At 59.0% G+C, this 25,488-nt stretch carries 28 protein-coding genes and 1 pseudogene; 9 read left to right on the top strand and 20 right to left on the bottom strand.

What is annotated here, in order from left to right; all coding sequences use genetic code 11:
• Positions 1–21: 21 nt before the first annotated feature.
• Complete coding sequence (locus AB4O11_RS21260) at positions 22–489, bottom strand: anti-virulence regulator CigR family protein (RefSeq protein ID WP_175559608.1); 468 nt, start codon at positions 487–489, stop codon at positions 22–24.
• Between the two features lie 125 nt (positions 490–614).
• On the opposite strand from AB4O11_RS21260, the gene AB4O11_RS21255 reads away from it, so the two are divergent.
• The 3 genes from AB4O11_RS21255 to AB4O11_RS21245 all read left to right on the top strand — a co-directional run bounded on the left by AB4O11_RS21255 (position 615) and on the right by AB4O11_RS21245 (position 2,288).
• The gene (locus AB4O11_RS21255) at positions 615–1,076 is read left to right on the top strand and encodes a VOC family protein (RefSeq protein ID WP_460128370.1); all 462 of its coding nucleotides are present in this window, start codon (positions 615–617) and stop codon (positions 1,074–1,076) included.
• A 66-nt stretch (positions 1,077–1,142) separates the two neighbouring features.
• On the top strand, positions 1,143–2,051 hold the full coding sequence (locus AB4O11_RS21250) for an alpha/beta fold hydrolase (protein ID WP_460128367.1): 909 nt from the start codon (positions 1,143–1,145) through the stop codon (positions 2,049–2,051).
• Between the two features lie 78 nt (positions 2,052–2,129).
• The gene (locus AB4O11_RS21245; RefSeq protein ID WP_093433404.1) at positions 2,130–2,288 is read left to right on the top strand and encodes a DUF2986 domain-containing protein; all 159 of its coding nucleotides are present in this window, start codon (positions 2,130–2,132) and stop codon (positions 2,286–2,288) included.
• 126 nt (positions 2,289–2,414) lie between these two features.
• Here AB4O11_RS21245 and AB4O11_RS21240 read toward each other — a convergent pair.
• A pseudogene (locus AB4O11_RS21240) lies at positions 2,415–2,561 on the bottom strand (AraC family transcriptional regulator); the annotation flags it as partial.
• A gap of 175 nt (positions 2,562–2,736) precedes the next feature.
• On the opposite strand from AB4O11_RS21240, the gene AB4O11_RS21235 reads away from it, so the two are divergent.
• Entirely contained in the window at positions 2,737–3,282 is a 546-nt protein-coding gene (locus AB4O11_RS21235) for a GNAT family N-acetyltransferase (RefSeq protein ID WP_460128365.1), read from the top strand.
• A 42-nt stretch (positions 3,283–3,324) separates the two neighbouring features.
• Here the strand turns inward: AB4O11_RS21235 and AB4O11_RS21230 are convergent, their stop codons facing one another.
• The 7 genes from AB4O11_RS21230 to AB4O11_RS21200 all read right to left on the bottom strand — a co-directional run bounded on the left by AB4O11_RS21230 (position 3,325) and on the right by AB4O11_RS21200 (position 8,945).
• The gene (locus tag AB4O11_RS21230) at positions 3,325–4,041 is read right to left on the bottom strand and encodes a class I SAM-dependent methyltransferase (RefSeq protein WP_460128363.1); all 717 of its coding nucleotides are present in this window, start codon (positions 4,039–4,041) and stop codon (positions 3,325–3,327) included.
• Positions 4,042–4,158: 117 nt separating this feature from the next.
• A complete protein-coding gene (locus AB4O11_RS21225) occupies positions 4,159–4,590 on the bottom strand; it encodes an SRPBCC family protein (protein WP_320336949.1) in 432 nt (143 codons plus the stop codon).
• A 65-nt stretch (positions 4,591–4,655) separates the two neighbouring features.
• Positions 4,656–5,042 (bottom strand): nuclear transport factor 2 family protein, encoded by a 387-nt coding sequence (locus AB4O11_RS21220; protein ID WP_095049886.1) that lies wholly within the window; start codon positions 5,040–5,042, stop codon positions 4,656–4,658.
• 81 nt (positions 5,043–5,123) lie between these two features.
• On the bottom strand, positions 5,124–5,867 hold the full coding sequence (locus AB4O11_RS21215) for an SDR family oxidoreductase (protein WP_460090698.1): 744 nt from the start codon (positions 5,865–5,867) through the stop codon (positions 5,124–5,126).
• A 57-nt stretch (positions 5,868–5,924) separates the two neighbouring features.
• The gene (locus tag AB4O11_RS21210; protein WP_460090697.1) at positions 5,925–7,028 is read right to left on the bottom strand and encodes an alkene reductase; all 1,104 of its coding nucleotides are present in this window, start codon (positions 7,026–7,028) and stop codon (positions 5,925–5,927) included.
• A gap of 122 nt (positions 7,029–7,150) precedes the next feature.
• Positions 7,151–8,407: a cation:dicarboxylate symporter family transporter gene (locus AB4O11_RS21205; protein WP_099758914.1), complete on the bottom strand. Its 1,257-nt coding sequence runs from the start codon at positions 8,405–8,407 to the stop codon at positions 7,151–7,153.
• Between the two features lie 112 nt (positions 8,408–8,519).
• On the bottom strand, positions 8,520–8,945 hold the full coding sequence (locus AB4O11_RS21200) for a VOC family protein (protein ID WP_026000724.1): 426 nt from the start codon (positions 8,943–8,945) through the stop codon (positions 8,520–8,522).
• Positions 8,946–9,102: 157 nt separating this feature from the next.
• On the opposite strand from AB4O11_RS21200, the gene AB4O11_RS21195 reads away from it, so the two are divergent.
• From AB4O11_RS21195 to AB4O11_RS21185, 3 genes are all read left to right on the top strand, one after another.
• A complete protein-coding gene (locus AB4O11_RS21195; RefSeq protein ID WP_099758913.1) occupies positions 9,103–9,981 on the top strand; it encodes a LysR family transcriptional regulator in 879 nt (292 codons plus the stop codon).
• A 136-nt stretch (positions 9,982–10,117) separates the two neighbouring features.
• Complete coding sequence (locus AB4O11_RS21190; protein ID WP_460128357.1) at positions 10,118–10,348, top strand: hypothetical protein; 231 nt, start codon at positions 10,118–10,120, stop codon at positions 10,346–10,348.
• A gap of 168 nt (positions 10,349–10,516) precedes the next feature.
• The gene (locus AB4O11_RS21185; protein ID WP_460128355.1) at positions 10,517–12,901 is read left to right on the top strand and encodes a DUF3772 domain-containing protein; all 2,385 of its coding nucleotides are present in this window, start codon (positions 10,517–10,519) and stop codon (positions 12,899–12,901) included.
• 508 nt (positions 12,902–13,409) lie between these two features.
• On the opposite strand, the gene catA is transcribed toward AB4O11_RS21185, so the two are convergent.
• The 10 genes from catA to AB4O11_RS21135 form a co-directional block, all read right to left on the bottom strand.
• The gene (gene catA / locus AB4O11_RS21180) at positions 13,410–14,327 is read right to left on the bottom strand and encodes a catechol 1,2-dioxygenase (protein WP_460128353.1); all 918 of its coding nucleotides are present in this window, start codon (positions 14,325–14,327) and stop codon (positions 13,410–13,412) included.
• A gap of 172 nt (positions 14,328–14,499) precedes the next feature.
• Positions 14,500–14,790, bottom strand: a complete 291-nt coding sequence (gene catC / locus AB4O11_RS21175) for a muconolactone Delta-isomerase (protein WP_116255671.1) — start codon at positions 14,788–14,790, stop codon at positions 14,500–14,502.
• Between the two features lie 15 nt (positions 14,791–14,805).
• Positions 14,806–15,927, bottom strand: coding sequence for a muconate cycloisomerase family protein (locus tag AB4O11_RS21170; protein WP_460128351.1), 1,122 nt, complete (start codon positions 15,925–15,927; stop codon positions 14,806–14,808).
• Positions 15,928–15,949: 22 nt separating this feature from the next.
• On the bottom strand, positions 15,950–16,711 hold the full coding sequence (locus AB4O11_RS21165) for a 1,6-dihydroxycyclohexa-2,4-diene-1-carboxylate dehydrogenase (protein ID WP_460128349.1): 762 nt from the start codon (positions 16,709–16,711) through the stop codon (positions 15,950–15,952).
• Between the two features lie 21 nt (positions 16,712–16,732).
• On the bottom strand, positions 16,733–17,746 hold the full coding sequence (gene benC / locus AB4O11_RS21160) for a benzoate 1,2-dioxygenase electron transfer component BenC (protein ID WP_460128347.1): 1,014 nt from the start codon (positions 17,744–17,746) through the stop codon (positions 16,733–16,735).
• Positions 17,747–17,766: 20 nt separating this feature from the next.
• On the bottom strand, positions 17,767–18,255 hold the full coding sequence (gene benB / locus AB4O11_RS21155) for a benzoate 1,2-dioxygenase small subunit (protein WP_460090686.1): 489 nt from the start codon (positions 18,253–18,255) through the stop codon (positions 17,767–17,769).
• Positions 18,255–19,610 carry a benzoate 1,2-dioxygenase large subunit gene (gene benA, locus AB4O11_RS21150; RefSeq protein WP_460128345.1) on the bottom strand — a complete coding sequence of 452 codons (1,356 nt, stop codon included), beginning with the start codon at positions 19,608–19,610 and terminating at the stop codon, positions 18,255–18,257. Before benA ends, benB begins: the two co-directional genes overlap by 1 nt.
• Before the next feature lie 142 nt (positions 19,611–19,752).
• Positions 19,753–20,709 carry an AraC family transcriptional regulator gene (locus tag AB4O11_RS21145; protein WP_186624174.1) on the bottom strand — a complete coding sequence of 319 codons (957 nt, stop codon included), beginning with the start codon at positions 20,707–20,709 and terminating at the stop codon, positions 19,753–19,755.
• A gap of 879 nt (positions 20,710–21,588) precedes the next feature.
• Positions 21,589–22,512 (bottom strand): bifunctional helix-turn-helix transcriptional regulator/GNAT family N-acetyltransferase, encoded by a 924-nt coding sequence (locus AB4O11_RS21140; RefSeq protein WP_460128343.1) that lies wholly within the window; start codon positions 22,510–22,512, stop codon positions 21,589–21,591.
• Positions 22,513–22,579: 67 nt separating this feature from the next.
• Positions 22,580–22,855, bottom strand: a complete 276-nt coding sequence (locus AB4O11_RS21135; RefSeq protein WP_186624172.1) for a hypothetical protein — start codon at positions 22,853–22,855, stop codon at positions 22,580–22,582.
• A gap of 137 nt (positions 22,856–22,992) precedes the next feature.
• Between AB4O11_RS21135 and AB4O11_RS21130 the strand changes: the two genes are divergently transcribed.
• Together AB4O11_RS21130 and AB4O11_RS21125 are read left to right on the top strand one after the other, a co-directional pair.
• Positions 22,993–23,829, top strand: coding sequence for an AraC family transcriptional regulator (locus AB4O11_RS21130; protein WP_116255677.1), 837 nt, complete (start codon positions 22,993–22,995; stop codon positions 23,827–23,829).
• A gap of 55 nt (positions 23,830–23,884) precedes the next feature.
• Positions 23,885–24,481 carry a LysE family translocator gene (locus tag AB4O11_RS21125; protein WP_460090681.1) on the top strand — a complete coding sequence of 199 codons (597 nt, stop codon included), beginning with the start codon at positions 23,885–23,887 and terminating at the stop codon, positions 24,479–24,481.
• A gap of 48 nt (positions 24,482–24,529) precedes the next feature.
• Here the strand turns inward: AB4O11_RS21125 and AB4O11_RS21120 are convergent, their stop codons facing one another.
• The gene (locus tag AB4O11_RS21120) at positions 24,530–25,447 is read right to left on the bottom strand and encodes a LysR family transcriptional regulator (protein ID WP_460090680.1); all 918 of its coding nucleotides are present in this window, start codon (positions 25,445–25,447) and stop codon (positions 24,530–24,532) included.
• Positions 25,448–25,488 lie beyond the last annotated feature (41 nt).

Below are 25,488 nucleotides of genomic sequence, written 5' to 3'. Positions count from 1 at the left end.
TGCGCAGCGCGGCAGGAAATCTTAATCAAACGCCCCGTTGAGCACCTCGTAAATCAGGCCGGTGGCCAGCGCAACCAATATCAGATCCGTGCCCGCCTGCTGCCATTCGTAGCCATCGTAATGCGGCAGATGACCGGCCAAACGCCCATCGAGCTTTTTCGCGATACCGGGCGGCAATGGCTTGCCGCGTGCAAGATTCTTTTGAATGCCCGGTGGTAGCGCAGGCCCCGGACTCCAGTAGTCGCGGTAGCCACCAACAATCCCGAGCACATTGCCGCGATCGATATTTGGGCCATGACTCCAGTCACCACCCGAGTTGTTGCCCTTGTTGCCGTTACCTTTCTGGTTACCGTGGCCCTGCACATTCTGCGAATTACCCTTGCCATTGCCCTGGCCCTTGCCATTACCGGGATCAGCCAATGCCATCGCCGAGCTGAAAACCAGCGCAAGAGAGGAAATCGTTGCAATCAACGTGCGTGACTTGTTCATGCGGCGCGCCTTCATGGTGGGTTGCTCCTGTGTCATCTTGACGTTACACATCAGCTTAGTTTATTCCGGCTGACCGATCGTCGATTACGCCCAGCCCATCGACACTGCCTGACAGGAGCTATTTCATGGATTTGAAGTTCAGCCACATCGACGTACTGGTCAAAGACCTTGAAGAAGCCTGTGCCTATTACGCGCAGATCCTTCAGGCGCGGATCTCCACAACGCAGACCTGGAATCGCGGGGGTCTGCACGTACGCTATGCCGTGGCGTTGATCGGTCAGGAACGCTTTATGCTGGTCCAGCCGCTGGCGGGGAATCTCAAGGAACTGTTGGATACGGTGGGCGAAGGCATGATTTACCGTCATTGCTACACGACCCCTGATATCGAGTTGGCCTACGACGAACTGCTCGCCAACGGAGTTCAGCCGGAAGACGAGAACGGCCAGCCGTTGACCCGCGAGAACCTGCAATCGCCCTCCGGAACCCGCATCATCTGGTTGCCCAAGCGCTTCGGGCATTTCTCGATCGAAATCCTCGAAGAGAAGGCGCTGGGGGCATTTATCGAGGCGGCGTTTGCTTGCGGATGAAACTCCGCCGCCCCTGATCGATACGTCTACGCTCTCTCCATCGCCACCACACCTGGAGACTTCGCCATGACCCGCCTGCTGCTGACTGGCTTCGCCCTGCTCGCCCTGAGTTTCCAGGTCCACGCCGACATCACCCCCTTCCCCGCCACCTTCCACACTCAGGACATCAAAGTCGAAGGCGCGACAATGCATGTGCGAGTTGGTGGCAAGGGTCCGGCCGTGGTGCTGTTGCATGGTTTCGGTGATACCGGCGACATGTGGGCACCGCTGGCGGCGGATCTGGCCCGCGACCACACCGTAGTGGTGCCGGATCTGCGCGGCATGGGTTTGTCATCGATTCCGCAGGACGGTTACGACAAGAAGACCCAGGCCGGCGACATTCGTCAGGTGTTGAGCGCGCTGAAGATCGAACATTCGGTGGTCATCGGGCATGACATCGGCACCATGGTCGCGTTCGCCTATGCCGCGCGCTATCCCGAGCTGACCGAGCGCCTGGTGGTGATGGATGCGCCCGTACCCGGCATCACACCGTGGAACGACATCGTTCGTTCGCCGATGCTCTGGCACTTCGACTTCGGCGGCGCGGACATGGAGCGTCTGGTTGCCGGGCGCGAACGCATCTACCTCGACCGTTTCTGGAACGAGTTCGCCGGCACCCCGGCCAAAATCGATGAAGGCACCCGCCAGCATTACGCCAAGCTCTACGCCCGCCCCGGCGCCATGCACGCCGCTTTTGCCCAGTTCCGCAGCATTCGTCAGGACGCCCTCGACAACGCCCCCGTTCTGCAGAAACACCTGGCCATGCCGGTGCTCGCCGTGGGCGGTGAAAAGTCCTTTGGCAACAACGAAGCAATCGTCATGCGCAATGCCGCGGACAACGTTACCGAGGTGGTGATTCCGGCAGCCGGACACTGGTTGATGGAAGAGACGCCGGCACCGACCATCAAGGCAGTGCGCGACTTTATCGCAATGTGAAGAATGGGCATTGCCTTGGCCCGACGCTTACGTCAGGATTCGCCCCTTTTGCGCGCAAGAGCAGGCCGGACAGAAAACATGAATCGTCAAAAGAAACTGCAGCAGTTGTTCAAGGAAAAGGCCAAGAAGGCCAGCGCCAAACTGGCGCCGAAAAAGCCCAAGTACATCAGCAAGGCTGAGCGGGCGAAACTGGAGGCTGAGGCGGCGGTGGAATCAACCGATACCCGCGAGAGCTGATCCCTGCCCTACAAGAACGGCGCAATATTCGCCAGCGCCCGCTCAATGTAGCGGTCTTTCTCCGCCACCGGCGCCACGTCATGCAGCGCATCGCGTGCAGCTTGCAAACCGACAAGCCGTGCGATGAACCAGGCCGTTCAATGACCGCGCCTTGGCTGTGGGACTGGCGATGGACACGCGCCAGTCCGGCTGCCGAACCCGGTTGAGCATGGCGTAGGCAATCAGTGAATCGAGTTCGTTGAAACCTTCGACAGTCAGAATGGCAATGTGCATGCCGAGCCTCGAGCGAGATAGCCGAAAGCTCATCGTAGAGTCGCAAAATCAACACAATCAATAAATTGTCATGGGTACAACCGTTGGCTCCATGAATTCCCACCGAATTGGATCTTTCCTTAGCCTGTTGCCACCCTAGACTGGTCACACTCCTCAGATCGATCAGGAAGAAACCATGCCGGTATGCGAATTCGACTGCCAACCCGTTCTTCAGGGACGCACGCTAAAGCTCAGGGCGCTGACCGCCAGTGACTTTGAAGCGTTGTTTTCAGCGGCGAGTGACCCGCTCATCTGGGCCGGCCATCCTGCCCGCGATCGCTATGAACGGCAGGTGTTTGAAAGGTACTTTGCCGCTCGACTGGCCAGCGGAAAAGCACTCGTCGTTATCGATATCGAATCGGGGCAAATCGTCGGTATGTCGAGCTACTACACGCCACCCGATCAGCCCGAAAGTATTGCCATCGGCTACACCTTTCTGGTGCGGGCAAAATGGGGTGGCGATGCCAATCGTGAGTTGAAGGCACTGATGCTGGAACATGTATTCGAAGTCTACGGCACCGTCTATTTTCACATTGGTCCCGCCAATATCCGCTCGCAAAAAGCGGCGTTGAAAATCGGTGCCGTGCACTTGTACGACGCCGAGTTGAACCTCTCCAGTGCACCGGCCCTGTGCAAGTGCTATGGGCTGACCAAGGAACAATGGATCGAACGCCGACGGTGACGTTAATGGCATGTCTGAGCGCACCTTGCGAGCCAGTCCGCATCAAGAATACGTTTTACACGCCAGCCAAGCCCCCCAGAACAAACTGCTGAAAAACCGCGTCGCCTCGCCAAACCCGGCCTCATGCAACAACGCCTGAACCGCCGCTTCGGAATGCGGCGGGTCCGCGCCTTGCAGAATCTTGCCCAGCTTGGCCTTCACCTCCTGCGCACTGACGCCCTGCTGCCGCCAACGCTGCCCCCACGCCTGGAGCATTAATGGCTGACTGGCATAGGCGTAATGGTTGCCGGCGACAATCAGCGGTGCGCCCGGTTTGAGCCGCGCCTGAATCGCTTGCAGGATCTGGCGCTTGGGCTCATCACCGTTCAGATGATGGAGCACGCCGATCAACGTTGCCGCATCAAATGAGGCAGCAGCCGGCAGATCTTCGACGTGGCCGAGATGCACCTGGGTTCGGTGCAGCAAGTCGTTGGCCTGCAGTTGCGCTGTCCCGGTTTCCAGCATCGGTACGGAAGGGTCGACTGCGGTGAAATGCCATTGCGGCTCCAGCGCCGCCATCGCAATGATTTCCTGCGCCGTGCCGCCAGCGCCGACCACCAGTATGTTGGCCGGACGCGAACCCAGGCTCGCCGCCAACATGCAGGCCGCCAGATCATGACAGGCGTCGTAGCCGGCCAGCGCGATGCGGCTTTGGCGGGCGTATTCGCTGGCGCGGGAGGTGTCGAATTTTTCTGCGGGGCTGGTCGAGGTTTGGCTCACGGCAATGCTCCTGGTTTTTCGAGCACGCTACGCCGAAGAGCGCGAGAGGGAAAATTCATTCGCTTCATGCCCCGCATTCCTTGCGGGAATGCGGGGCATGTGAACCTGGGTTTTGTATTACCGAGCAAGCAGCGCCTGCAGCCCACCATGGCCGTCGACGATCAGGCTGCGAATCAGTGCCTGATAGTGCTCGGCACTGTTCGGTTCTCGAAGATCGAAACTGGCCAGCCAACTGACCAGTGTTCTGTCCTGGCCTGACAAAGCAACCAGTTCCACGCTGGCCACGTAGTTGTCCAGCGGTAAGGGCGACTCTTCAAAACGGTAGGACAGCCTCAACGCCGAGTCATCAACCGACAACAAGCGCTCTCTGACAACGGCGCCATCGCTCAACGTGAGCGTGCGAATGCAGCCCACAATCTCGGGACCTGCGCCTTCGATATGACTGTCCACAATCGAAGGGTGCCAGTTCTTGATCTCGCCAAACTGCTTCACCACGTTCCAGACCTGTTGTGCAGCGCCTTCCACGACAGCGGAAAACTTAACCTTCATCTCGTATCCCCTTGTAATTGATCATCCGCCGATCCCGGCAACGGACTACCGGGATCGACCGAGACTCAGGCCTCGAACTGGTGATAAACCTTGGCGATGACCTTCCAGACGCCGCCAATTTTGATCAGGGTCAGGTAGTCGTTGTAGTCAGCACCGATCGCATCGGTTTCCATGTCCACGCGCACCACTGCGGTGGTCGGTGTGATCGCCAGCACGTCAAGACGTGTGCTGATTTGCGGGGCAGCACCGTTTTTCTCGACGAAATCAAACAGGTTCTTGATCGGGCCGCCGAGTAATTCGCCGTTGGTGAAACCGTACATCACCGCCTCTTTATGGAAGGCTTGAGCAACGCCTTGAGCATCACCGACCCGAAGACCTTCGACGTATTGATTGGCGGTGGCGATGACAGCGGTGTATTCGGCGGTCGGTACAGCCTTGATGTTCTTCGACATGGTTGTTTCCTTTCGTTGGGGGTGAGTTACAAAGGCCACCGGAAGCCAAGGCTGGCACCCGGTGGCTGCAGCAGCCAACACTCACCAGTCCTGGCGCGTCGGCGAAATGATGAGGTCGTTGACGGTGACGTTTTCCGGTTGGTTGAGCGCATAGATCACCGCACGGGCAACATCGTCAGGCGCGATGGCGATGCGGTTGAGTTCCTGGGCGGCCTTGCGCCCTTGCAGATCACTGACCTTGTCCGCCCAACCGGTATTGATAACGCCGGGGCTGACCGTGTTGACGCGGATGCCATGCTGTACGCCCAGTTCCTTGCGCATGGACTCGGTCATGGCCTGCACAAAAAATTTGGTAGCGCTGTAAACACCCGCCGCCGGCCCGACCTGATGGCCGGCCACCGAGTCCATATTGAGGATCTGCCCGGACCGCTGCTCCAGCATCACAGGCAGCACTGCCGCGGTAGCGTTGAGATAACCCTTGATGTTCACGTCGATCATCTTTTCCCAATCCTCCACGACCAGATCGACCCAATTGGAGAACAGCATCAGCCCGGCGTTATTCACCAGAATGTCGACACCGCCATAGGTGTCCTGCGCGAACCTGGCGAGTGCTCTGGTTTGCTCAAGCCGGGTCACATCAGCAGTAAAAGCGACCACGTCATGGCCGGCCTCACGCAACTCGGCGACGAAAGCCTGTAAGCCCTTTTCGTCCAGCGCAGCGACAACCACACGAACCCCTTGTGCCGCCAGCGCACGCGTCGTGGCCGCGCCGATCCCGGAAGATGCACCGGTGACGATGGCGACTTTGTTGTGTAGATAATTCATGTTTCGTTCCTCTTTGCAGTGAATGCGATTGCGCCCGGTCGGTGTCAGGGTTGCCATTCAGGCGTTAGCGGTTGGCCAATCGATGTAGCCTTTCGCGCCACCGCCGTAGTAACTCTCACGCGGGGCAATGGTCAGTTCGAGACCATGGCGTAAGCGCTCGACCAGGTCGGGGTTGGCAATAAACAAACGCCCAAACGCCACCGCATCGATACGGCCCTGCGCCCGACGCTCAAGCGCCATCGCCAGGTCATAGTTGTTGTTGCCAATGAACGCGCCGTCGAACTGCGCACTCAGCGCGTCAAGATCCACGCCCGCAGGAACGCTGCGAGAAGTGGCCGTGGCGCCTTCGACGAAATGCAGGTAGGCCAGATTGAATCGATTGAGTTGCTGGATCAGGTAGCCGTAAGTCGCCATGACGTTGCTGTCGGGCGGCGTATTGCCGGCATCGGGCGTTACCGGAGACAGGCGGATACCGACACGGTCGCTGCCCCAGATGGACGCCACCGCTTCCGTCACTTGCAGCGTCAGCCGCGCACGGTTCTCGATGGAGCCGCCATAGAGGTCCGTGCGCTGATTGGTCGAATCACGCAGAAACTGGTCGAGCAGATAACTGTTGGCCGAATGCACTTCGACGCCATCGAAGCCGGCTCGCTTGGCATTCTCGGCGGCGAGTTTGTACTGCTCGATGATTCCGGGAATTTCCGCGATCTCAAGCGCGCGAGGCATCGATACCTCGACAAAACCTTTCTCGGTATACGTGCTGCCCTCAGCCTTGATGGCCGAGGGTGCGACCGGCGCTTCGCCATTGGGCTGCAACTCGACACTGGAAAAACGCCCCACGTGCCACAGCTGGCAGACGATTTTTCCGCCGGCCGCGTGCACCGCATCGGTGACTTGTTTCCACCCGGCGACCTGCGCTTGCGACCAGATGCCCGGCGTCATCGCATAGCCACGTCCCTGAGCGGAAATGTTCGTCGCCTCGGCGATGATCAAACCTGCACTCGCACGCTGAGCGTAGTAAGTCGCATGCATTTCATTCGGTACGCCGTCGTCGGCCATCCGGCTGCGCGTCACGGGGGCCATGACAATTCGATTGGCCAATTGCAGCGCGCCCATCTGCATGGGCGAAAAAAGGTCGGTATCAACAGCGTTATCAATCATAAGCACTCCTATTCAATAGACCGGTCGTCTAGTAAAGCAACCCAAAAAAAACGCCCCTGCGCCAGCGGGCGTGCACTCGTTATCGGTGCGGTTTCAAACGTGAGGGTCCGACGCTTGAAGGCTCACACTTCGGCAGCGGGATGAACACCTGACGGTTCAAGCGCTGCCCTTTCCCACTTGGCAATCACCAGCGGTGCGATGGCATTGCCCAATACGTTCAGCGTGGTCGTACCGCTGTCGATGATCCTGAAAATACCCGCGATCAATGCCACGCCTTCCAGGGGCAGACCGGCCGAAGCCAACGTAGCGGAGAGGATGATGATGGCAAACCCGGGCACCCCCGCCGCGCCTTTGGACGTCAGGACCATCGTCACCACTAGCAGGATCTGCTGCGACAGCGACAGGTCGATGCCATAGAGCTGCGCGACGAAGATCGTCGCGACGCCGAGGAAGATCGAAGCGCCATCCAGATTGAATGCATAACCCACCGGCACCACGAAACTGACGATCCGCCGCGGTACACCGTAGCGCTCCAAACGGCTCATCAACTGCGGCATGACGGCGGCGGATGCGGCACTTGAGAACGCCAGAATCAATTCACTGCGGAAGTAGCGAATCAATTTGAAAATGTTCTCCCCAATCAAGTAGCAAATGCCGCCGAGTATCACCAGAGCGAACACAATCAGCGCCAGATAAACCACCCCGATCAACTTGAGCAATGGCAACAGCGAGGCAAAACCAAAGGTCGCGACCGTGGCGCCAATCATGCCGAAGACACCAACCGGCGCGTAGGCCATGACAATAGAGACCACTTTGAACATCGCATCGGAAATGCTCTGAACCACCGCGATGGCTGGCGCACTTTTTTCTCTTGGCAGCGCATTCAAAGCGAGGCCGAACAGCACGGCGAAGAACAGTACCGAGAGCAATTTCGCTTCCGACATCGCCACCAGAACATTATCCGGCACGATGTTCTGCACGATCACCAGCGCGCCTTTCGAGGGCTCCATGTTGATCGATGCCGTGCCATGCGAAAGGCCGGAAATATCGGTGCCGCTACCCGGTTCAAAGAGGTTTGCGAAACACAAGCCGATGACAATGGCCAGCGCGGTAATAGCAAAGAAATAACCCAGCGACTTGATGCCCATGCGGCCAAACGACTTGTTATCGCCACCGCCAGCGATGCCCAGAATCATGCAACAGAAGACAATCGGTACAACCACCATCTTCATCATCTTGATAAAGATGTCACCGAGGGGCTTGAGGATCTCTGTACTGACCCACGTTTGATATTGCGGATGGGTATTGAAATACCAACCGACGAGCACGCCAAGCAACAGCCCGGCAACGATTTGCCACACCAGGGGAATACGTTTCATGTCTAGCCTTTTTGTTGGAAGGAAAGGTCTGCGTCAGCGGCAGTTGCTAGAGTCATGAGCTTCCAGCTCACTAGGGACCAAATGGCACAACCGGGTTGTGCCATGACGGTTGTCACTTGGCGAAGAGCTGGCTCATATCCTTGAACGCCTTGAACTCTAGGGCGTTACCGCAAGGATCAAAGAGGAACATGGTGGCCTGCTCACCCACCTGCCCTTGAAAGCGGATGTAAGGTTCGATCACAAACTCGGTGCCAAAGGACTTCAGACGTTCGGCCAATGCTTCCCACTGTTGCCATCCCAAAATGATGCCGAAGTGCGGAACAGGGACGTCGTGACCGTCGACCGGGTTGCTGTGAACGCTTTCCTGGGACGCGGTTTTCGGGTGTTCATGAATCACCAGTTGGTGGCCATAAAAGTCGAAATCGACCCACTGAGTACTGGAGCGCCCTTCTTCAAGACCAAAGACTTCACCGTAAAAGGTGCGCGCTGCAGCCAGATCGTAAACGGGGATAGCGAGGTGAAAAGGCGAGAGGCTCATCAGAAACTCCAATCATGTTTTTTTTGGTTGGTGAACATTCCTGCCGTCATCGGCGCCTTGGGTTCAGCCGCTGCCGGGGGATGGGAAACATCCTAGGGCGGAAAACCAAACATAAAAATCAATATATATTTCTTAGAAACACAATTAATATTTGTGAATGATCAAAGAACTGAAGACACTCATCGCCGTAGCACGCGAAGGTACTTTCGCTGCAGCCGGCAACAGGATCGGCCTCACGCAGGCTGCCGTCAGCGCCCAGATCCAGCGCCTGGAAGCCGAACTCGGCTTCGAGCTTTTCGACCGAAAGGGGCGCTCGGCACACCTCAACAGAATGGGCCACCAGATACTGCTGCAAGCGCAAGAACTGCTCAGGCTCTACGACAGCCTCGGCTCGACAACGGTGGGGCTGCCGCCCAGCGTGCTGGTCAACATTGGCGCCATTGCGTCGGTGCAGCGCTCTTATCTACCCGATGCACTCGCGAAGTTTCACCAGCACTGCCCGCAGTGCAGATCCCGGATCGTTCCGGGGTTGTCGATGGAACTGGTCAACCTGGTGGATGCTGGCGAGATCGACATGGCCGTGATCATCCGACCCCCCTTCTCACTGCAAAGTGATCTGCGCTGGACCACGCTGGCGCTGGAGCCTTACCGGTTGATCGTGCCACGCGATGTGCCGGGCGATGACTGGACCCAATTGCTTTCCAGCCAGCCATTCATTCGATACGACCGCTCCTCTTTCGGAGGCAGGCAGGTCGACCGCTTTTTACGGCAGATGCATTTCACCCTGCACGAGGTCTGCGAGCTGGATGAACTGGAGGCAATTATCAAACTGGTCGAAAACGGTGTCGGCGTGGCGCTGGTGCCGCAGACGGCGCCCGACTTTGCCTGGCCTGCCGGCGTCCGGGTGCTCGACCTCGGTCAGCACACGTTCCACCGCGATATCGGGCTGGTGCACCGATCGCGCCAGACCTTCACCGAACCTGTACGGATGCTGGCCGAGCTGATCAGTGCGCAGGTCAAGATCGGCTATGACTGAGTGCAGGGTTGCGCCTTCACAAAGCACAGCCATTAACCGTATCAATAACAACCATTGATTCAATGAAGTTCTCTTATCAATAGCACGGCGTAACATCGGCTCCAGACCTGACCACTACCCCAAGGAGCACACACTCATGAAACGCCAAGCCCTTCTCAGCATCGCTTTCTCATTGTTCGCCCTGAACGCTGTTGCCGCTCCCGCGACTCAAACCGATCCGCTGTTCAGCGACGCAGTAGCCGCCGCCACCCAGACTGATCCGCTGTTCAGCGATGCCGTTGCCGCCGCCACCGAAACCGACCCACTGCTCAGCGATGCCGTTGCCGAAGGGGGTTCCGACCGTTTGCTCGAACGCCGCGCCGTCTGAATGCAGCGTTTTACTGCCGTCACCGAATAAAGGCCCGACCTCACCCGTCGGGCTTTTTGCGCCTGCACGTTCTGCTCACCTACCCTGCTCTGCCGGAAACTTTTCCTCGCCAATCGCCTCGATCACCTAACCTCATAGACTGTGTGATCCATTCGAGCCGCCTCACCCATGCGCAACACATTGAAGTCGTTGTTTTTTGTTGCATTCATGCTGCTGGTTGGCGGCAGTCCGACGCTATTGGCCGCCGACTTGCCGCCGCCGGCAACCACCGCCGCCGCGCCGCTGCCGGTGATTTCACAAAGCGAACTGCAGGCGCTGCAACAACGCCTCGACGGCCTCAAGCAACAGATTTCCGCAGCGAACAATTACAACCAGCTCGAAGGCCCGCAGGATCGGGTGCAGGCGTTCATTCTGGATGTCGATCGGTTGTCGACGGCGTTGTTGCCGCAGCAGGCGCAACTGGCGGTGCAGTTGGGGGTGCTCGGCGCGGCGCCGGATGCTGATCTGGCGGCGGAACAGGCGGATATCGTCGTGCAACGGGCAGCGCTGGCGGAGCAGAAAAGCAAGGTCGACGGAACCCTGAAGAGCCTGGCGGCGTTGAAGCAGAGCGCGGCGGACCTGATTACGCAGATCGCCGGCATTCGTCGCACGTTGCTCGAGAGCGAGTTGACCTTGGGCACTGACAGCGTGCTGAGTCCGAGTTTCTGGTCACCGCTGGTGAATCCGACCGACGATGATCGTCAGCGTCTGCGTTTTTTCGTCGATCAAGTACGTGATACCTGGGCCACGGTTTGGGCGCCAGGCGAACGCCTCTTCACCAGTATCCTGGTGCTAGTGGCGCTGATCATCTGGACCTTCGGTCGCCGGCTGGCCGAACGCGGTCTGACCTGGGTGTGCATTTACCGCATGCCCGAGGGACGTCTGCGCCGCAGTGCGCTGGCGTTCGCCTCGGCGCTGGCGACCATCGCCACCACCGCCATTGCCCTGCAATTACTGTTCTACGCCTGCACCCGTCATCAACCTTTGCCGCCAGTGCTGGAAACCTTCTCCGAAGAGTTCGAAAAGGTCGTCTATGCCTGCGTACTGCTCACCGGGTTGAGCCGCGCATTGCTGTCGACCGAACATCCCTCATGGCGCCTGCCGGCGATTGCCGATCAGGTGGCGCTGGCGCTCAGGCCCTATCCGCGCATTCTGTCCTGCACGTTATTGGTGCTGGTGACACTGGTGCAGGTGAGCAATGCCACCGGCATGAGCAGCCAGATCGTGATTGCCGGACGCGGGGTCATTTCGATCGTTGTGCTGGCGATCGTGACGGTCCTGTTGTTGCGCGTCGGCAAAGTGCGCAAGGCGCTGGTCGCGGCCAATGATGCGGCAGCAGCGAACAGTACATTTGCCGGGGTGATTTACACCATCGCCAGCGTCTCGATGTTTGTCTCGGCGATCGCCTTGCTCGCCGGCTACGTGTCGCTGGCGCGATTCATCAGTTATGAGCTGGTGTGGGCGTACATTGTCTTATCGGGTTTCTACCTGCTGATCCAGTTGATCAAGGACTCCTGCGAGCACGTATTTTCACCCAGACATGCGAGCGGCAAGGCGCTCAAACAGTTATTGGGCATCGGTGATCGCCGCCTCGATCAGATCTCGATCCTGCTGTCCGGCTTCAGTCGGGCCGCGCTGATGCTGCTGGCGGTGATCGCTCTGTTTGTCGGTGGCATCGGCACCACGCTCGGGCAACTGGCGAGCAACATCATGGCGATCCTTGGCGGCGCCGGGTTGCGCAAGCTGAACATCGTCCCCGGCCACCTGCTCAATGCCGTGCTGGCGCTGATGATCGGCATCTGGCTGATCCGCGCCCTGAGTCGCTGGCTCGACAACGAGTTCCTGCCCGGGACCGACATGGACCCGGGCATGTGTGCCTCGTTGAGCACGCTGTTTTCCAACATCGGTTACGCCTTCGTGATTCTGCTGACGCTGTCGTCGCTGGGCGTGCAGTGGACCAATCTGGCGTGGATCGTCAGTGCGCTGTCGGTGGGCATCGGCTTCGGTTTGCAAGAGATCGTGAAGAACTTTGTCTCGGGGCTGATTCTGCTCACCGAACGACCGGTGAAGGTCGGCGACTTGATCAGCATCAGTGGCGTCGAAGGCGACATCCGCCGCATCAACGTGCGCGCCACGGAAATCCAGCTCAGCGACCGCTCGATCGTCATCGTGCCCAACTCGCAACTGATCTCGCAGAACCTGCGCAACGTCACGCTGGGCGGCAGCGCGCAAGGCGTGGCGTCACTGGAACTGGTGTTCCCGCTGGATATCGATCCCGAAGAGGTCAAGGAACTGTTGCTCAACACGTACAAGGAGAACGAAACCATCCTCGATAAGCCAGCCCCTTTTGTGCGCTTCAGCAAGTTGTCGCCGGACGGGATTACCTTGACGGTGACTGGTTATGTGGGCAGTCCGAGGATTGTCGGGGTGACCAAAAGTGATTTGTTGTTCGAGATTCTCAAGCGCCTTGGAGCGGCGGGAATCGCGCTGGCGAAACCGGCCGGGACGACCTGATCGGGTTATTCCCGAAGCGCCTAAATGCCTGCCTTTTCGGTCTTTATTGGCGGTCAGAGCGCAACCTTATACTCAAGCGGTTCACCCGTCGTCCAATAAGGATGTTCCATGCCTCAACGTCTTTTACTGACGGCCTTGTTCCTCGCTGTCGCCGGTTGCGCCAGCCCTCCTCCTGCGTCCGTTCACACCCATGATCCCGCCAGTTCGTCCTTGCAAGGTGATATTTCGCGGCCGGCGGAGGTGTCCTTCTAGAATCAGAAGCCCCTCACCCTAGCCCTCCCGAAACGTCGGACCGCCCAAAGGGAGAGGGCACCGATCCGGGGATATTGGAGGGATACGCCGACCTGAATTTGCTTCACCGAATCCATAAACGACCTCGACCTGTATTTGCCTCACCGAATCCATAATCAACTCGGTCTTTCAGGTCGACGTAGCGCTCAAGATCACCCCGGTCAGTCCCCTCTCCCTCTGGGAGAGGGTTAGGGTGAGGGAATCAGACGACTCGGTATCAAGCGTCCTGCAACGCACGTGGCCGTTGGCTGCGTTGTTCGGCACTGGCGTCCGGCGCCGGTTGCAGCTGGAAGTCGAACTTCAGCTCGGCATAACGCCCCGACGCTGCGTCTTCACGGAACACAACCTCCCCGACCAAGCCTTCACGGGTCGCGTAGGCGAAGTCATCCCACAGGTATTGATCACCCGACAGATTGATCTGCGTGGTCAGGTGCCGATGCCCCGGCGCGCTGATAAAGAAATGCACATGGGCCGGACGCTGGCCATGGCGGCCGAGTTGGTTCAGGCATTCCCGGGTCGGCCCTTGTGGGTCGCAGCCATAACCGGACGGCACGATGCTGCGAGCGCGGTAGCGGCCTTCGGCGTCGGTGATGATGCGTCGACGCAGGTTGTACTCAGACTGGCTCGGATCGAAAAACGAATAGGTGCCCTTGGTGTTGGCGTGCCACAGATCAACGGTGGCACCGGCCAGCGGCAGGCCATGCAGATCGAACACCTGGCCTTCGAGGTGCATGACGGTGGCGACGCCCTCTTCGCTGCAGTCATCCATTCGGCATTCACCTTCGCACAGGGGCGCGCCGGCAACGTACAGCGGGCCTTCGATGGTGCGTGGTGTGCCGCCGGTCAAGCCGATCTGTGCATCCTTGGCGTCCTGCAACAGGTCGAGGAAGTGCTCGATGCCAAGGCCGGCGACCAGTAATCCCGCCTCCGAACGAGCGCCCAGACGATTGAGATAGTCGACCGCTTTCCAGAACTCGTCCTCGCTGATTTCGAGGTCTTCGATGATTTTCGCGCTGTCCTGCAAGATCCGCAGAACGATGGTTTTCAGCCGGGAGTTACCCTCGTCGTTGGCGAAACCGGCGGCTTCTTTGAAGAAGGCTTGCAACTCGGCGGTGTGGGCAATTTTCACGGTCATGGTGGTTACCTCATCTTGTTGTTTTGTTGGCGCAGTTCTCTTATTCAGCGCACTTCCCCTGTGGGAGCGAGCTTGCTCGCGAATGCGTTGTGTCATTCAGCATCTATGGTGACTGGCTCACCGCTTTCGCGAGCAAGCTCGCTCCCACAAGGGAAATGCGGCGAGCTCAGAATTAGCGGTCGTCGCTGTGGATCGACGACGGATGCCGGCACAGGCCGTCGACCTCGATGTCCATGTAGGGAAACAACGGCAAGCGCATCAGCGTGTCGTGCAGGGCCTCGACGCTCGGCACATCGAACACGCTGTAATTGGCGTAATGCCCAGCGATGCGCCACAGGTGTCGCCATATGCCTTCGCGTTGCAGCCGTTGGGCCAGTTCCTTCTCGTCAGCCTTGAGCCGGGTGGCCAATGACGGGTCCATGTCGACGGGCAATTTCACCGTCATTTTTACGTGGAACAGCATGGTGACTCTCCTGATTCAGTGGCGACGAAAACGCGCCAGACGCTCTTCGTCCAGCGTCAGACCCAGGCCTGGAGTTCGCGGGACGTGCAAGTGGAAATCGCGGTACTGCGGCGTTTCGGTGACGATGTCTTCGGTCAGCAACAACGGGCCGAACAGTTCGGTGTCCCAGGTCAGTTGCTTGAGTGTGAGGAAGGCGTGCGCCGAGGCCAGCGTGCCGATGGAGCCCTCGAGCATGGTGCCGCCGTAAAGCGCGACGCCGGCAGCCTCGGCGATCTGCGCGGTGCGCAACACAGCACGCGGGCCACCGTTCTTGGCGATTTTCAGGGCGAACACACTGGCGGCGCCGTCGGCGGCGAGGCTGAAAGCATCCTCGACGCTTTCGATCGATTCGTCGGCCATGATCGGCGCCGGGCTGCGCTGATTCAGGCGAATCTGCCCGGAGCGGTTGACCCGCGAAATCGGCTGTTCAATCAGGTCGATACCGTTGTCACCGAGCACCTGACAGCCGCGAATCGCTTGGGATTCATCCCAATACTGGTTGACGTCGACCCGCACACTGGCGCGCTCGCCCAAGGCTTTTTTGATCGCCACGACGTGCTTGAGATCCTGCTCCAGCGGGTTGGCGCCGATCTTCAATTTGAAGATGCGATGGCGACGTGCTTCGAGCATCTGCTCGGCTTCGGCGATGTCGCGGGCGGTGTCGCCGCTGGCCAGGGTCCAGGCCACTTCAAGGCTGTCTCGCACTCGGCCGCCGAGCAACTCGCTGACCGGCAGACCGAGGCGCTTGCCCCGGGCATCGAGCAGTGCACTTTCGATGCCGGACTTGGCGAAAGTATTGCCCTTGGCGATCTTGTCGAGCCGCTGCATCGCCACGTTGATGTTGTTGGCGTCCATACCCACCAGCGCCGGCGCCAGATGCGCATCGATATTGGCTTTGATGCTTTCCGGGCTTTCATAACCGTAAGCGAGACCGCCGATGGTGGTGGCTTCGCCGATGCCTTCAATACCATCGCTGCAGCGCAGTCGCAGAATCACCAGCGTCTGCTTCTGCATCGTGTGCATCGCCAGTTTGTGCGGGCGAATGGTCGGCAGGTCGACGATGATCGTCGTCAGGTTTTCAATCAGAATTCGCTGCATGTCTGTGTCCTTTACAGAGTGATCAACCAAGGTCGCCGCCACCGACCGGCAGGGTCACGCCGGTGATGTACGAGGCGTCATCGGAAGCCAGAAAGAGGATCGCGCCGACCTGTTCGTCGAGGCTGCCGTAACGTTTCATCAGGCTGCTGTCGAGGGTTTGCGCGACGATCTCTTGATACCAGGCCTGCTCCTGCGCTGACGGTTCGGCGGCATTGCGCGGGATGCGCCGGGGCGGCGCTTCGGTGCCGCCCGGAGCCGTGGCGTTGACGCGAATGCCGCGCTCGGCGTTTTCGAAGGCCAGACATGCTGTGAGTGCGTTGATGCCGCCCTTGGCGGCGCCGTACGGCACCCGATTGACGCTGCGGGTGGCAATCGATGAAACGTTGACGATGGCGCCGCGCCCTTGCTTGAGCATGTACGGCAGCGCTGCGTGGCAGCACCACAGCGTCGGGAACAGCGAACGGCGCACTTCCGCTTCAATCTGTTCGACTTCGTAATGCTCGAACGGCTTGGCCCAGATCGTGCCGCCGACGTTGTTGATCAAAATGTCGAGACGGCCGAAGGTGTTGATGGCTTCAGCCATGACCCGCGCGCAATCGGTGTATTGCTCAAGGTCGGCGGTCAGCGCGAGAACGCCCTCGCCTTGCAGTTCGTGAACCAGTTCAGAGCGATCGACGGCGACGACTTGTGCGCCTTCGTTCACCAGGCGTTCGCAGACGCGGCGGCCGATACCCTGCGCCGCGCCGGTGACCAGCGCGACCTTGTTGGAGAATCTGTTGTTCATGACAACCTCGAAAGAAGGGTTTCAGGCAGCCGCAGCAGCGAACTTTTCGTAGTAGAAGTTCACCGGGGTGATGCCCCGCTCGCGGATGTATTGGCTGACCGCTTCGACCATCGGCGGCGGGCCACACAGGTACACGTCGACATCGCCTTCATTGAGGTGGCGCGGTTCAATGTGCTGGGTGACGTAGCCCTTGAGTGGATGCGCACTCAGCGGGTTGGCCACGCAGGCGCCGAAACTGAAGTCGGGAATGCGGGCGGCGAAGGCTTCGAGACGATCGAGTTCGACCAGATCGAAATCGTTGGTCACGCCGTAGATCAAATGCACGGGATGATCGCAGCCCTGCTCGGCGATCTTTTCCAGCATCGCGGTGAACGGTGCCAGGCCTGTGCCGCCCGCCAACAACAGCAGCGGCCGCTTGATTTCGCGCAGGTAGAAACTGCCCAACGGCCCGGCCAGGTTCATGCTGTCGCCGGCCTTGGCCAACCCGGTGAGAAAGCTGCTCATCAAGCCACCAGGCACGTTACGAATCAGAAAGCTGACCTCGCCGTTTTTCTGCAATGAGCTGAAGGAATAAGCGCGGGTCTGCTCGCTGCCGGGCACTTGCAGATTGACGTACTGGCCCGGCAGAAACGCCAGTTTGCTCAGCGCCTCGCCCTTGATCGACAGCGCGATAGTGCTCTCGGACAATTGCCGGACAGTGCTGATCGATGCCTGGAAGTTCGCTTGTTCGGTCTTGCACACCTGCGAGCCGGCCGGCACTCGCACCACACAATCGCTTTCAGCGCGCATCTGGCAGGTCAGCACATAACCTTGCGCGAGTTCATCGGCGCTCAAGGCGTCTTCGATGAAATTGTCACCCATGTCGTAACGCCCTGCCTCGGCGAAACATTTGCAGGTGCCGCAGGCGCCATCGCGGCAGTCCAGCGGGATGTTGATGCCTTGGCGATACGCCGCATCGGCCACGGTTTCATGGCCGCCGGCCTCGATGAAACGGGTGACGCCGTCTTCGAAATTAAGCGCAATCTGGAAATTCATGGTGCACCTCGCCGTGTCGACTAGATGTGGTAGATGTCGATGACCTGACGGACGTAATCGTTTTTCAGCAGGACTTTCTTGGCCTTGATCAGCGGCTGTTCGCCACGCAGATCGAGGGTGTAGAAACTGCTGCCGAAGTAGCTGTCGGTGACCTGATAGCGGAAGCTCAAGGTGTGCCAGTTGAAACGCACTTGGCATTGCCCTTCGCTGTGCTCGACGATCTCGATGTTGCTCAGGTTGTGTGAGGTGCGAGTGTCGGGAATGGTCGCGCTGGAGCGCTCGGTCTTGATCCGGAAGATGCGGTCTTCGAGGCCGCCACGGTTGCCGTACCAGATCAGCGAGATTTCGCTTTGCGGGTCTTCGGTGAGGGTGTCGTTATCGTCCCAGGCCGGCATCCAGAAGGTCGCGTCGGCGGCGTACAGCTCCAGCCATTGATCCCACTGGCCGTCATCGAGATAGCGCGCTTCGCGGTAGAGAAAATCGCGCACGCTGTCGTAGAGGTTGCTCATCACACGGCCTCCACAGGGATCAGTTGTGATTCGCTGGCAGCGGCTTTGAGCATGGTTTCCTGCCAGTACTTGTGTTGCAGCACGAACAGGCCTTCGTCTTCGGTGCGCATGCCGGAGAGCAGTGGTTTGAGGTCGATTTCTTCGGCTGCTGCGTCGGCGCCTTCAACCCAGTGGGTCGCGCCCCGGGACATGTCGTTCCAGCCACGCCCGGCGCCGTAACCGGTCTGGCACGAGCGGAACTCTTCCAGATCATCCGGCGTGGCCATGCCGCTGACGTTGAAGAAGTCTTCGTACTGCCGAATGCGTTTGGCCCGGGCCTCGGCGCTCTCGCCTTTGGGGGCGATGCAGTAAATGGTGATTTCAGTCTTGTCGACCGAGATTGGCCGGGCGATGCGGATCTGCGAACTGAACTGATCCATCAGATACACGTTCGGGTACAGGCACAGGTTGCGCGAGTTTTCGATCATCCAGTCGGCTCGAGCCTGACCGAAATCACGGGCGAGTTCGTCGCGGCGCTCGTAGGCGGGACGGTCTTCGGGGTTGGCCCAGCGGGTCCAGAGCAGCAGATGGCCGTGGTCGAAGGAGTAAAAACCGCCGCCCTTTTTCGCCCAACTGCCGGCGCTCATGGTCTTGATCGCTTCACCCGCTTCGCGTTGCTGGCGCTGGTTCTGGGTGGCGGCGTAGTTCCAGTGCACCGAGCTGACGTGGTAACCGTCGGCACCATTTTCAGCGGTGAGTTTCCAATTGCCTTCGTAGATGTAGGAGCTGGAACCGCGCAGCACTTCCAGGCCTTCTGGCGACTGGTCGACGATCATGTCGATGATTTTTGCCGATTCGCCCAGATGCTCAGCGAGGGATTTCACATCAGCATTGAGGCTGCCGAACAGAAAGCCGCGATAGGACTCGAAACGCGCGACTTTGGTCAGGTCATGGGAGCCTTCGCAGTTGAAACCTTGCGGGTAACCGGCTTCGCTCGGGTCTTTGACCTTGAGCAGTTTGCCGCTGTTGTTGAACGTCCAGCCGTGAAACGGGCAGGTGTAGCTGGAGCGGTTGCCGGACTTGTGCCGGCACAACATGGCGCCGCGATGGCTGCAGGCATTGAGGAACGCATTGAGCACACCGTCCTTGTTGCGCGCGATGAAGATCGGCTGACGCCCCATGGTCGTGGTCAGAAAATCGTTGTTGTTGGGGAGCTGGCTTTCGTGGGCGAGGTAAATCCAGTTGCCTTCGAAGATGTGCGCCATCTCCAGTTCGAACAGCCGCGGATCGGTGAACATCTCCCGCTTGCAGCGGTAGGCGCCCTTCTCCTTGTCTTCTTCAAGCATGGCATTGAGGTAGTCGATTCCCAGGGACATGGCCGGGGCCTCCATTGTTATTGTTCAGGCCAGGTCAGATTAGGGAGGCGATGCAGGAGGCAATAGCCGAATCCTGCAGATCGCTATCCGATTTGTGCAGGATGGCGCGGCAGGTGATTCGGGGAAGTTTCAGCGGGGAGTGTTAGTGGCGGCGTTTGAAGGTCTGCGACGGCAGTTCACCGAACTGCTGGCGATAGCTTTCGGAGAAACGGCCCAGGTGCAGGAAGCCGTAGTCGAGCGCCAGCTCGGTGAGGTTGCGCACCGGGCAGCTTGGGTCACTGAGGCAGGCGTGGATGCGCGCAAGCTTGCGTTGGCGGATGTATTGCATCGGCGTAACGCCCAGTTGGCGTTCAAACAAGGTGTACAGCGAGCGCGGGCTCATGCTCGCCTGTGCGGCCAAATGTTCAGCCGGCAAATCCAGTTTCAGGTTGCGGTCGATGTAATCGACGATGCGTTCGAAGCTGATGTTCGGTGCACTCAGGCATTCACGACTGACGTTGGTGCTCATCAGCGAGATCAGTTTGCTGCCGATGATCTGCGCGTAATGCTCCTGCACCCGCAGCAACGGATCGCTGGCCTCGGCTTCTTGACAGATCATCGCGAGCAGGTTGGTGAAGCCTTCCAGTTCATCCAGCCGATAGTGATTGCGCAGGAAACGGATACCGCTTGCCGGACGCTGCCAGCGCTGCTCGTCACACACCGATTCAAGCACGCTGACCGGCACCTTGAGGATGAATTTCTCGCAATCATCCGAGTAAGTCAGATCGACCGGATCATCCGGGTTGATCAACAGCAACTCGCCCGGCACCAGATGCTGCTCGCGCTTGTGCCCGCGCCACAGGCAATTGCCTTGCAGCAGCACTTGCAGATGGTAAACGGTCTCCAGGGCCACGGAGGTCACGCGTACGCTGCCGCCATAGCTGATGCGGGCCAGATCGAGATCGGCGAGTTTGCGATGGTTGAGGCTGGCTTGCGGGTGGGTGGTTCTGGACAGGCCGATGAAGTGCTGGCCGACGTGCTGATTGACGTAGTCGGAGACGGCATAAGGGTCAGCGTGACGAAATACGCTGCTGCGATCGCTCAGCAGATGGCTGTCCATGGGGCGTTGCTCGTTGTTGTCGTTATTTTGGTTTCATGGGGTTTCAGGCACATCGAGCCACAGTACGCCGGAGTGTCGGAGGGGGCAATTGGACGAAGGTTTGGGTACTCGATAATCGAACACTTTTTGCGGATTACAGACTGGTTTGAACTTCGCCTACACTTGCCGAAGAAATCCCCTACACGCCAAAAAACCCGATACAAAAAAATCCTACTTATGACAGTTTTATAAAACAAAAAAAGCCCGTTTCAGTCGAAACTGAAACGGGCTTCTCCCACCTCAACGGCCGTTACTTCAGGTCGTCAAAGTGGTCTCGCAGGAACTCGTAAAAGCGAAAGGCTTTAAACAATCTCCATACAAGGCTCAGCGTACGCAGCAAAAGCTTCATACGTTTTGGCCTCCAGGGCTGGGGGCCAAACCTCCAGCAAGCTTACCGGACCATGCTTGCTTTCAGCCTGAACGTCAGTTCGACTAGTGAGGCGGCCGGTTGAAAGCCCTCTGAGCCATCATCCCGGCACGGGTGCAAAACCGTGTCAAAGGGAATGAAACTGTTAAGTTTTCCAGCCAGACCTCACTACCGAACTAACATATGAGCGCCTGCATCATAACCTCAATAAAAAGATTTCATGCAGAGAGTTCTATTGCCTTTGTAAACCGTTATTTCTGCCTGTTTATTAAAATAAACAGATCTGGAAAAAGTCGTTCAAAAAAAGCTATTACCGTTGCAAGGTGGCGCAAAGGCTCATACTATCCTCACACGTCAGTTCGGCTAGTGAAGCAACAAACCTCGGTCGCAAACCAGGGTTTACAAAAAAACCGCCCCGCAAAGGCGGTTTTTTTTCGTCTGCCTTTTCACTGCACCCGCCGACGAAAAACAGCTCACAATGCGCGCGCCCACGTCTGACTTACCAGGTCCTTGCCAAAGCTGTGAACCGCCTCCTCCTCCACCAACTCAAACCCGGCCTGCTGATAAATCTTGCGTGCAGCCGTCAGGTTGCTGGTCGTCCACAAGGTCATTTTCTGGTAACCAACCTGACGGGCGAAACGCAGGCACTCCTCGACCAGACGACTGCCAATACCTAAGCCCCGCGCACTGGCGTCGACGTAGAGCATGCGCAGTTTGGCGGTCGTTTCATCCTGGCGGACGATGAACACCGAACCGATGACCTTGCCGTCCTTTTCGGCAATCCAGCAGCGCTCACAGGTGGGGTCGTAATCGCGCAGGTACTTGGCGACCACCTCGGCCACCAGCACCTCGAACTCCGAATTCCAGCCGTATTCGCGGGTATACAGTGCGGTTTGCTGTTGCATCACCGTACCCATGTCGCCGGGTTGCGGATCGCGTAATACGTAGGTTGAGTCTTTGTTGCCTTGCAGCAGTGTCTGGATCAGCGTCATGGCGCCGATCAGTTGTTTCTGCTGCGGTTCTGGCAATCGCTCGAGCATGGCGACGATCTGTTCGCGGGAAGCCTTTTCCAGCGGGACCAGAATTTCGCGCCCGAGGTTGGTGAGGTGCAATTGCGCAGCGCGGCCGTCCGTAGGCGACGGCACTTTCTGGATCAAGCCGCGCTTTTCGAAACCGCTGATGATGCGGCTCATGTAGCCGGCATCGAGGCCGAGCATCTGGCGCAGTTCAGCGCTGGTCAGGTCACCGCGCGACGCCAGTTCATACAAAATGCGCAACTCGGTCAGCGAGTAGTCGCTTTGCAGCAGATGCTCCTGCAATACACCGATCTGATGGGTGTAGAAGCGGTTGAAACCGCGCACGACGTCGGCTTGCTCGAGGAGATGGCTGCTGGACATGACAAATGCTCAGTTAATTGCTTAAAGCAACTATATATTTGCCAAAAGCAACCATGTCAACAGAAAGCTATCGGCACTTGGCCAACACCACCTGACAGGTATCCGGCGTGCCCCCGGAGCGTCCGGCATAGCGAATGCAGTTGTTCATCGACTTCTGCCGGGCCATGTTCAAACTGGAACCCCAGGCCAGACCGCCCTCACCGACCGACGGCAAGGCTTTGGCGTAGCAGGCGTCCCCGACGCCGGAAGGCGGATAGTGTTTGCGGCCTGAGCAGCCTGCCGTGAACGCCAGGCTGAGGGCGATCAAGGTGAGTAAAACCCCGCGCGAGCATCGGTTAATCATCGTATTCCACCTGCCGCCAAAGGGGTCGTGACCTGCAGAGTCTAGCCCCCTCATCTGCACAAATCTTCTAAACCTCGATGAGCATTGCGCGGTATTTTATGGGGCCGCACCTTTCAATGGCGAACACTGGAGCTTTCGTGGATAAACGCAACTGGATCGAGCTGTCCCAGGATGCCGACACCGGGATTGAATCGATTCGTGCTCATTTTCAGGGGCATGCCTACGATCCGCACTGGCATGACAGCTTCCTCGTCGGCGTCACCGAGCAAGGTGTGCAGCAGTTCAACTGCCGCCGCGTGCGTCATCGCAGTACCCCGGGCAATGTGTTCCTGCTGGAGCCGGGGGAAATCCACGATGGCCAGGCGCCGACCGAGGAAGGTTTTACCTATTCGATGCTCTACCTCGATCCGCACTGGCTGGAGCGTGAAATGCACGCGCTGTTCGAAGACGCACCGTCCGACAGCCAGCCCGGTTTTGCCGACACGCTGAGTCAGGATCCGCGTCTGGCCACAGCGATCAATCACGCTTTCCATGCCTTGCATGACGGCGATCTGCGCATCGTCCGGCAGACCGCCATCGACGGTCTGCTGAACTCGCTCACGCGTCATCTCGACTGGCGCAAGCGCCAGGTTTTCGATCCGCGCCTGCCATTGGTGGCGCAACTGGCGCGGGATTACCTGCACGCGCACACCTATGAAGATATCGGTCTCGATGATCTCGCGCGGGTCTGCGGGGTGGACCGTTTCCGTCTCAGCCGGGCGTTCAAGTCTGCCTTCGGTCTGGCGCCGCACGCCTACCTGATCCAGTTGCGCCTGGCCAAGGCTCGGCAGTTGCTGGCGCGCGGTGAAACGCCGGCGCAAGTCGCCAGCGTGCTCGGTTTTGCCGATCAGAGCCATCTGGGTCGCTGGTTCCGACGCGCCTATCAACTGACGCCGGCGGATTACCGCAAACGCTGCTCAAACCTTCCAGACTGACGCACGCCGTCTGGCGATCATGGATACCTGTGTTGATTTTCAGGGAATCCCGATCATGGCGTCATTACTGCCCTTCCTGCTGTTTGCTTTCGTTGCCTCGATCACGCCGGGGCCGACCAATATTCTGGTGTTGAGCCACAGTTCGCGCCAAGGCCTGCTCGCCACGTTGCCGATCATTTTTGGCGCCTGCGCGGCGGCGGCCCTGATCGTGCTGGTGGTCGGCCTCGGTGCCGGCGAAACGTTGCTGCGCTACCCGCGTGTGCAGCAAGCCATGGCCTGGGGCGGCGTACTCTGGTTGAGCTGGCTGGCGTGGCAGATCTTTCGCAGCACGCCGCCATCACTGAACCCGGCGGATGCCCAGGAAGAAAGTTTCAGCGTGCTGGGCGCTGCCATGCTGCAACTGGTCAATCCCAAGGTATGGATGATGGCGGTGGCAGTGGTCAGCGTGTTTGTGGGCGGGGGTGACAAGCCCCTGCGGCTGCTAGTGTTGTCACTGGCGTTTTTGCTGGTGTCGCTGCCGTGTATGACGTTCTGGGCATTGCTGGGTGTGGGCAGCGCACGGTTGATGGGTTCGCCACGGGCGTTCAAACGCATGAATGCGGCACTGGCGTTGTTGCTGCTGCTCTCGGCATGGCTGACCGTCCTGGCATAACGCCCCGTCAGGAGCTGCCGAAGGCTACTTCTACGCAGGAATGGGCTGTCAGCTCAGGCCACGTTCGGTGAGGAATGCCGAGATGTAATCGATGAACGCCACCACCTTCGCCGTGGCCCGCCGATGGCTCGGGTACACCGCGAGAATATGCGGGCCGAAGGTATCCGGGTCGATGTCGTAATCAGCCATGACCCGCACCAGTCGCCCGTCGGCAATGTACGGTGCGGCGCTCCACAGCGGCGTGTGTAGCAAACCGCGCCCGGCCAAAGCACTGGCCAGCAGCAAGTCGTAATTGTCGCTGCGCAACCGCGGCGCCGCCGGTTGCGCCAGACTCAAGCGCTGCCCGTCGCGCTCGGCCCACCAGAATTCGCGGCTGAGCAACGGGTGCTGATAGAGCAGCCACTCATGCTGCTCAAGGGTTTGCGGAGTCACCGGCAAATCCTTGCGCGCCAGGTACTCCGGACTGCCGCACAGGGCCAGTCGATTGCTACCCACCACCCGCGCAATCAGCCCCGGCAAGTCATCGTGGCCTTCACGCAGCGCCAGGTCATAACCACTTTCCAGCAGGTTGACGAAGGCATCGCACAGGTCCACTTGCAGACTGATCTGCGGATATTGCTGCAGAAAGCCGTCACACACCTGATCGAGAAACGCCCGTCCATACGCCAGCGGCGCGGTGATTTTCAGGTTGCCGCGCAAGCCGTGCTGCAACTGCTCGATTTCCTCGTTGGCCTCGTCCAGCCGCTGCAACACCAGCCGTGCGGTTTCCAGGTACACCCGACCGATTTCGGTAAGCAGGATCCGCCGTGTGCTGCGCTCAAACAGGCGCGCACCCAGCTCAGATTCCAGGTGATTGACCGCTTTGGTCAGCGCCGACGGGGTCTTGCCCAACTGCTCGGCGGCGCGGCTGAAACTGCCGAGCTGCGCGGTGACCACGAACATTTTCAATGCACCCAGCTTATCCATACTTTTTCCATTCAGGCAAAAACGTTTTTCGTGAGGGAGGC

Source organism: Pseudomonas sp. H1_D05, from assembly GCF_054682705.1.
The sequence above is the reverse complement of the archived record's forward strand: the minus strand, read 5'-3'. Positions and strand labels throughout refer to the sequence as shown.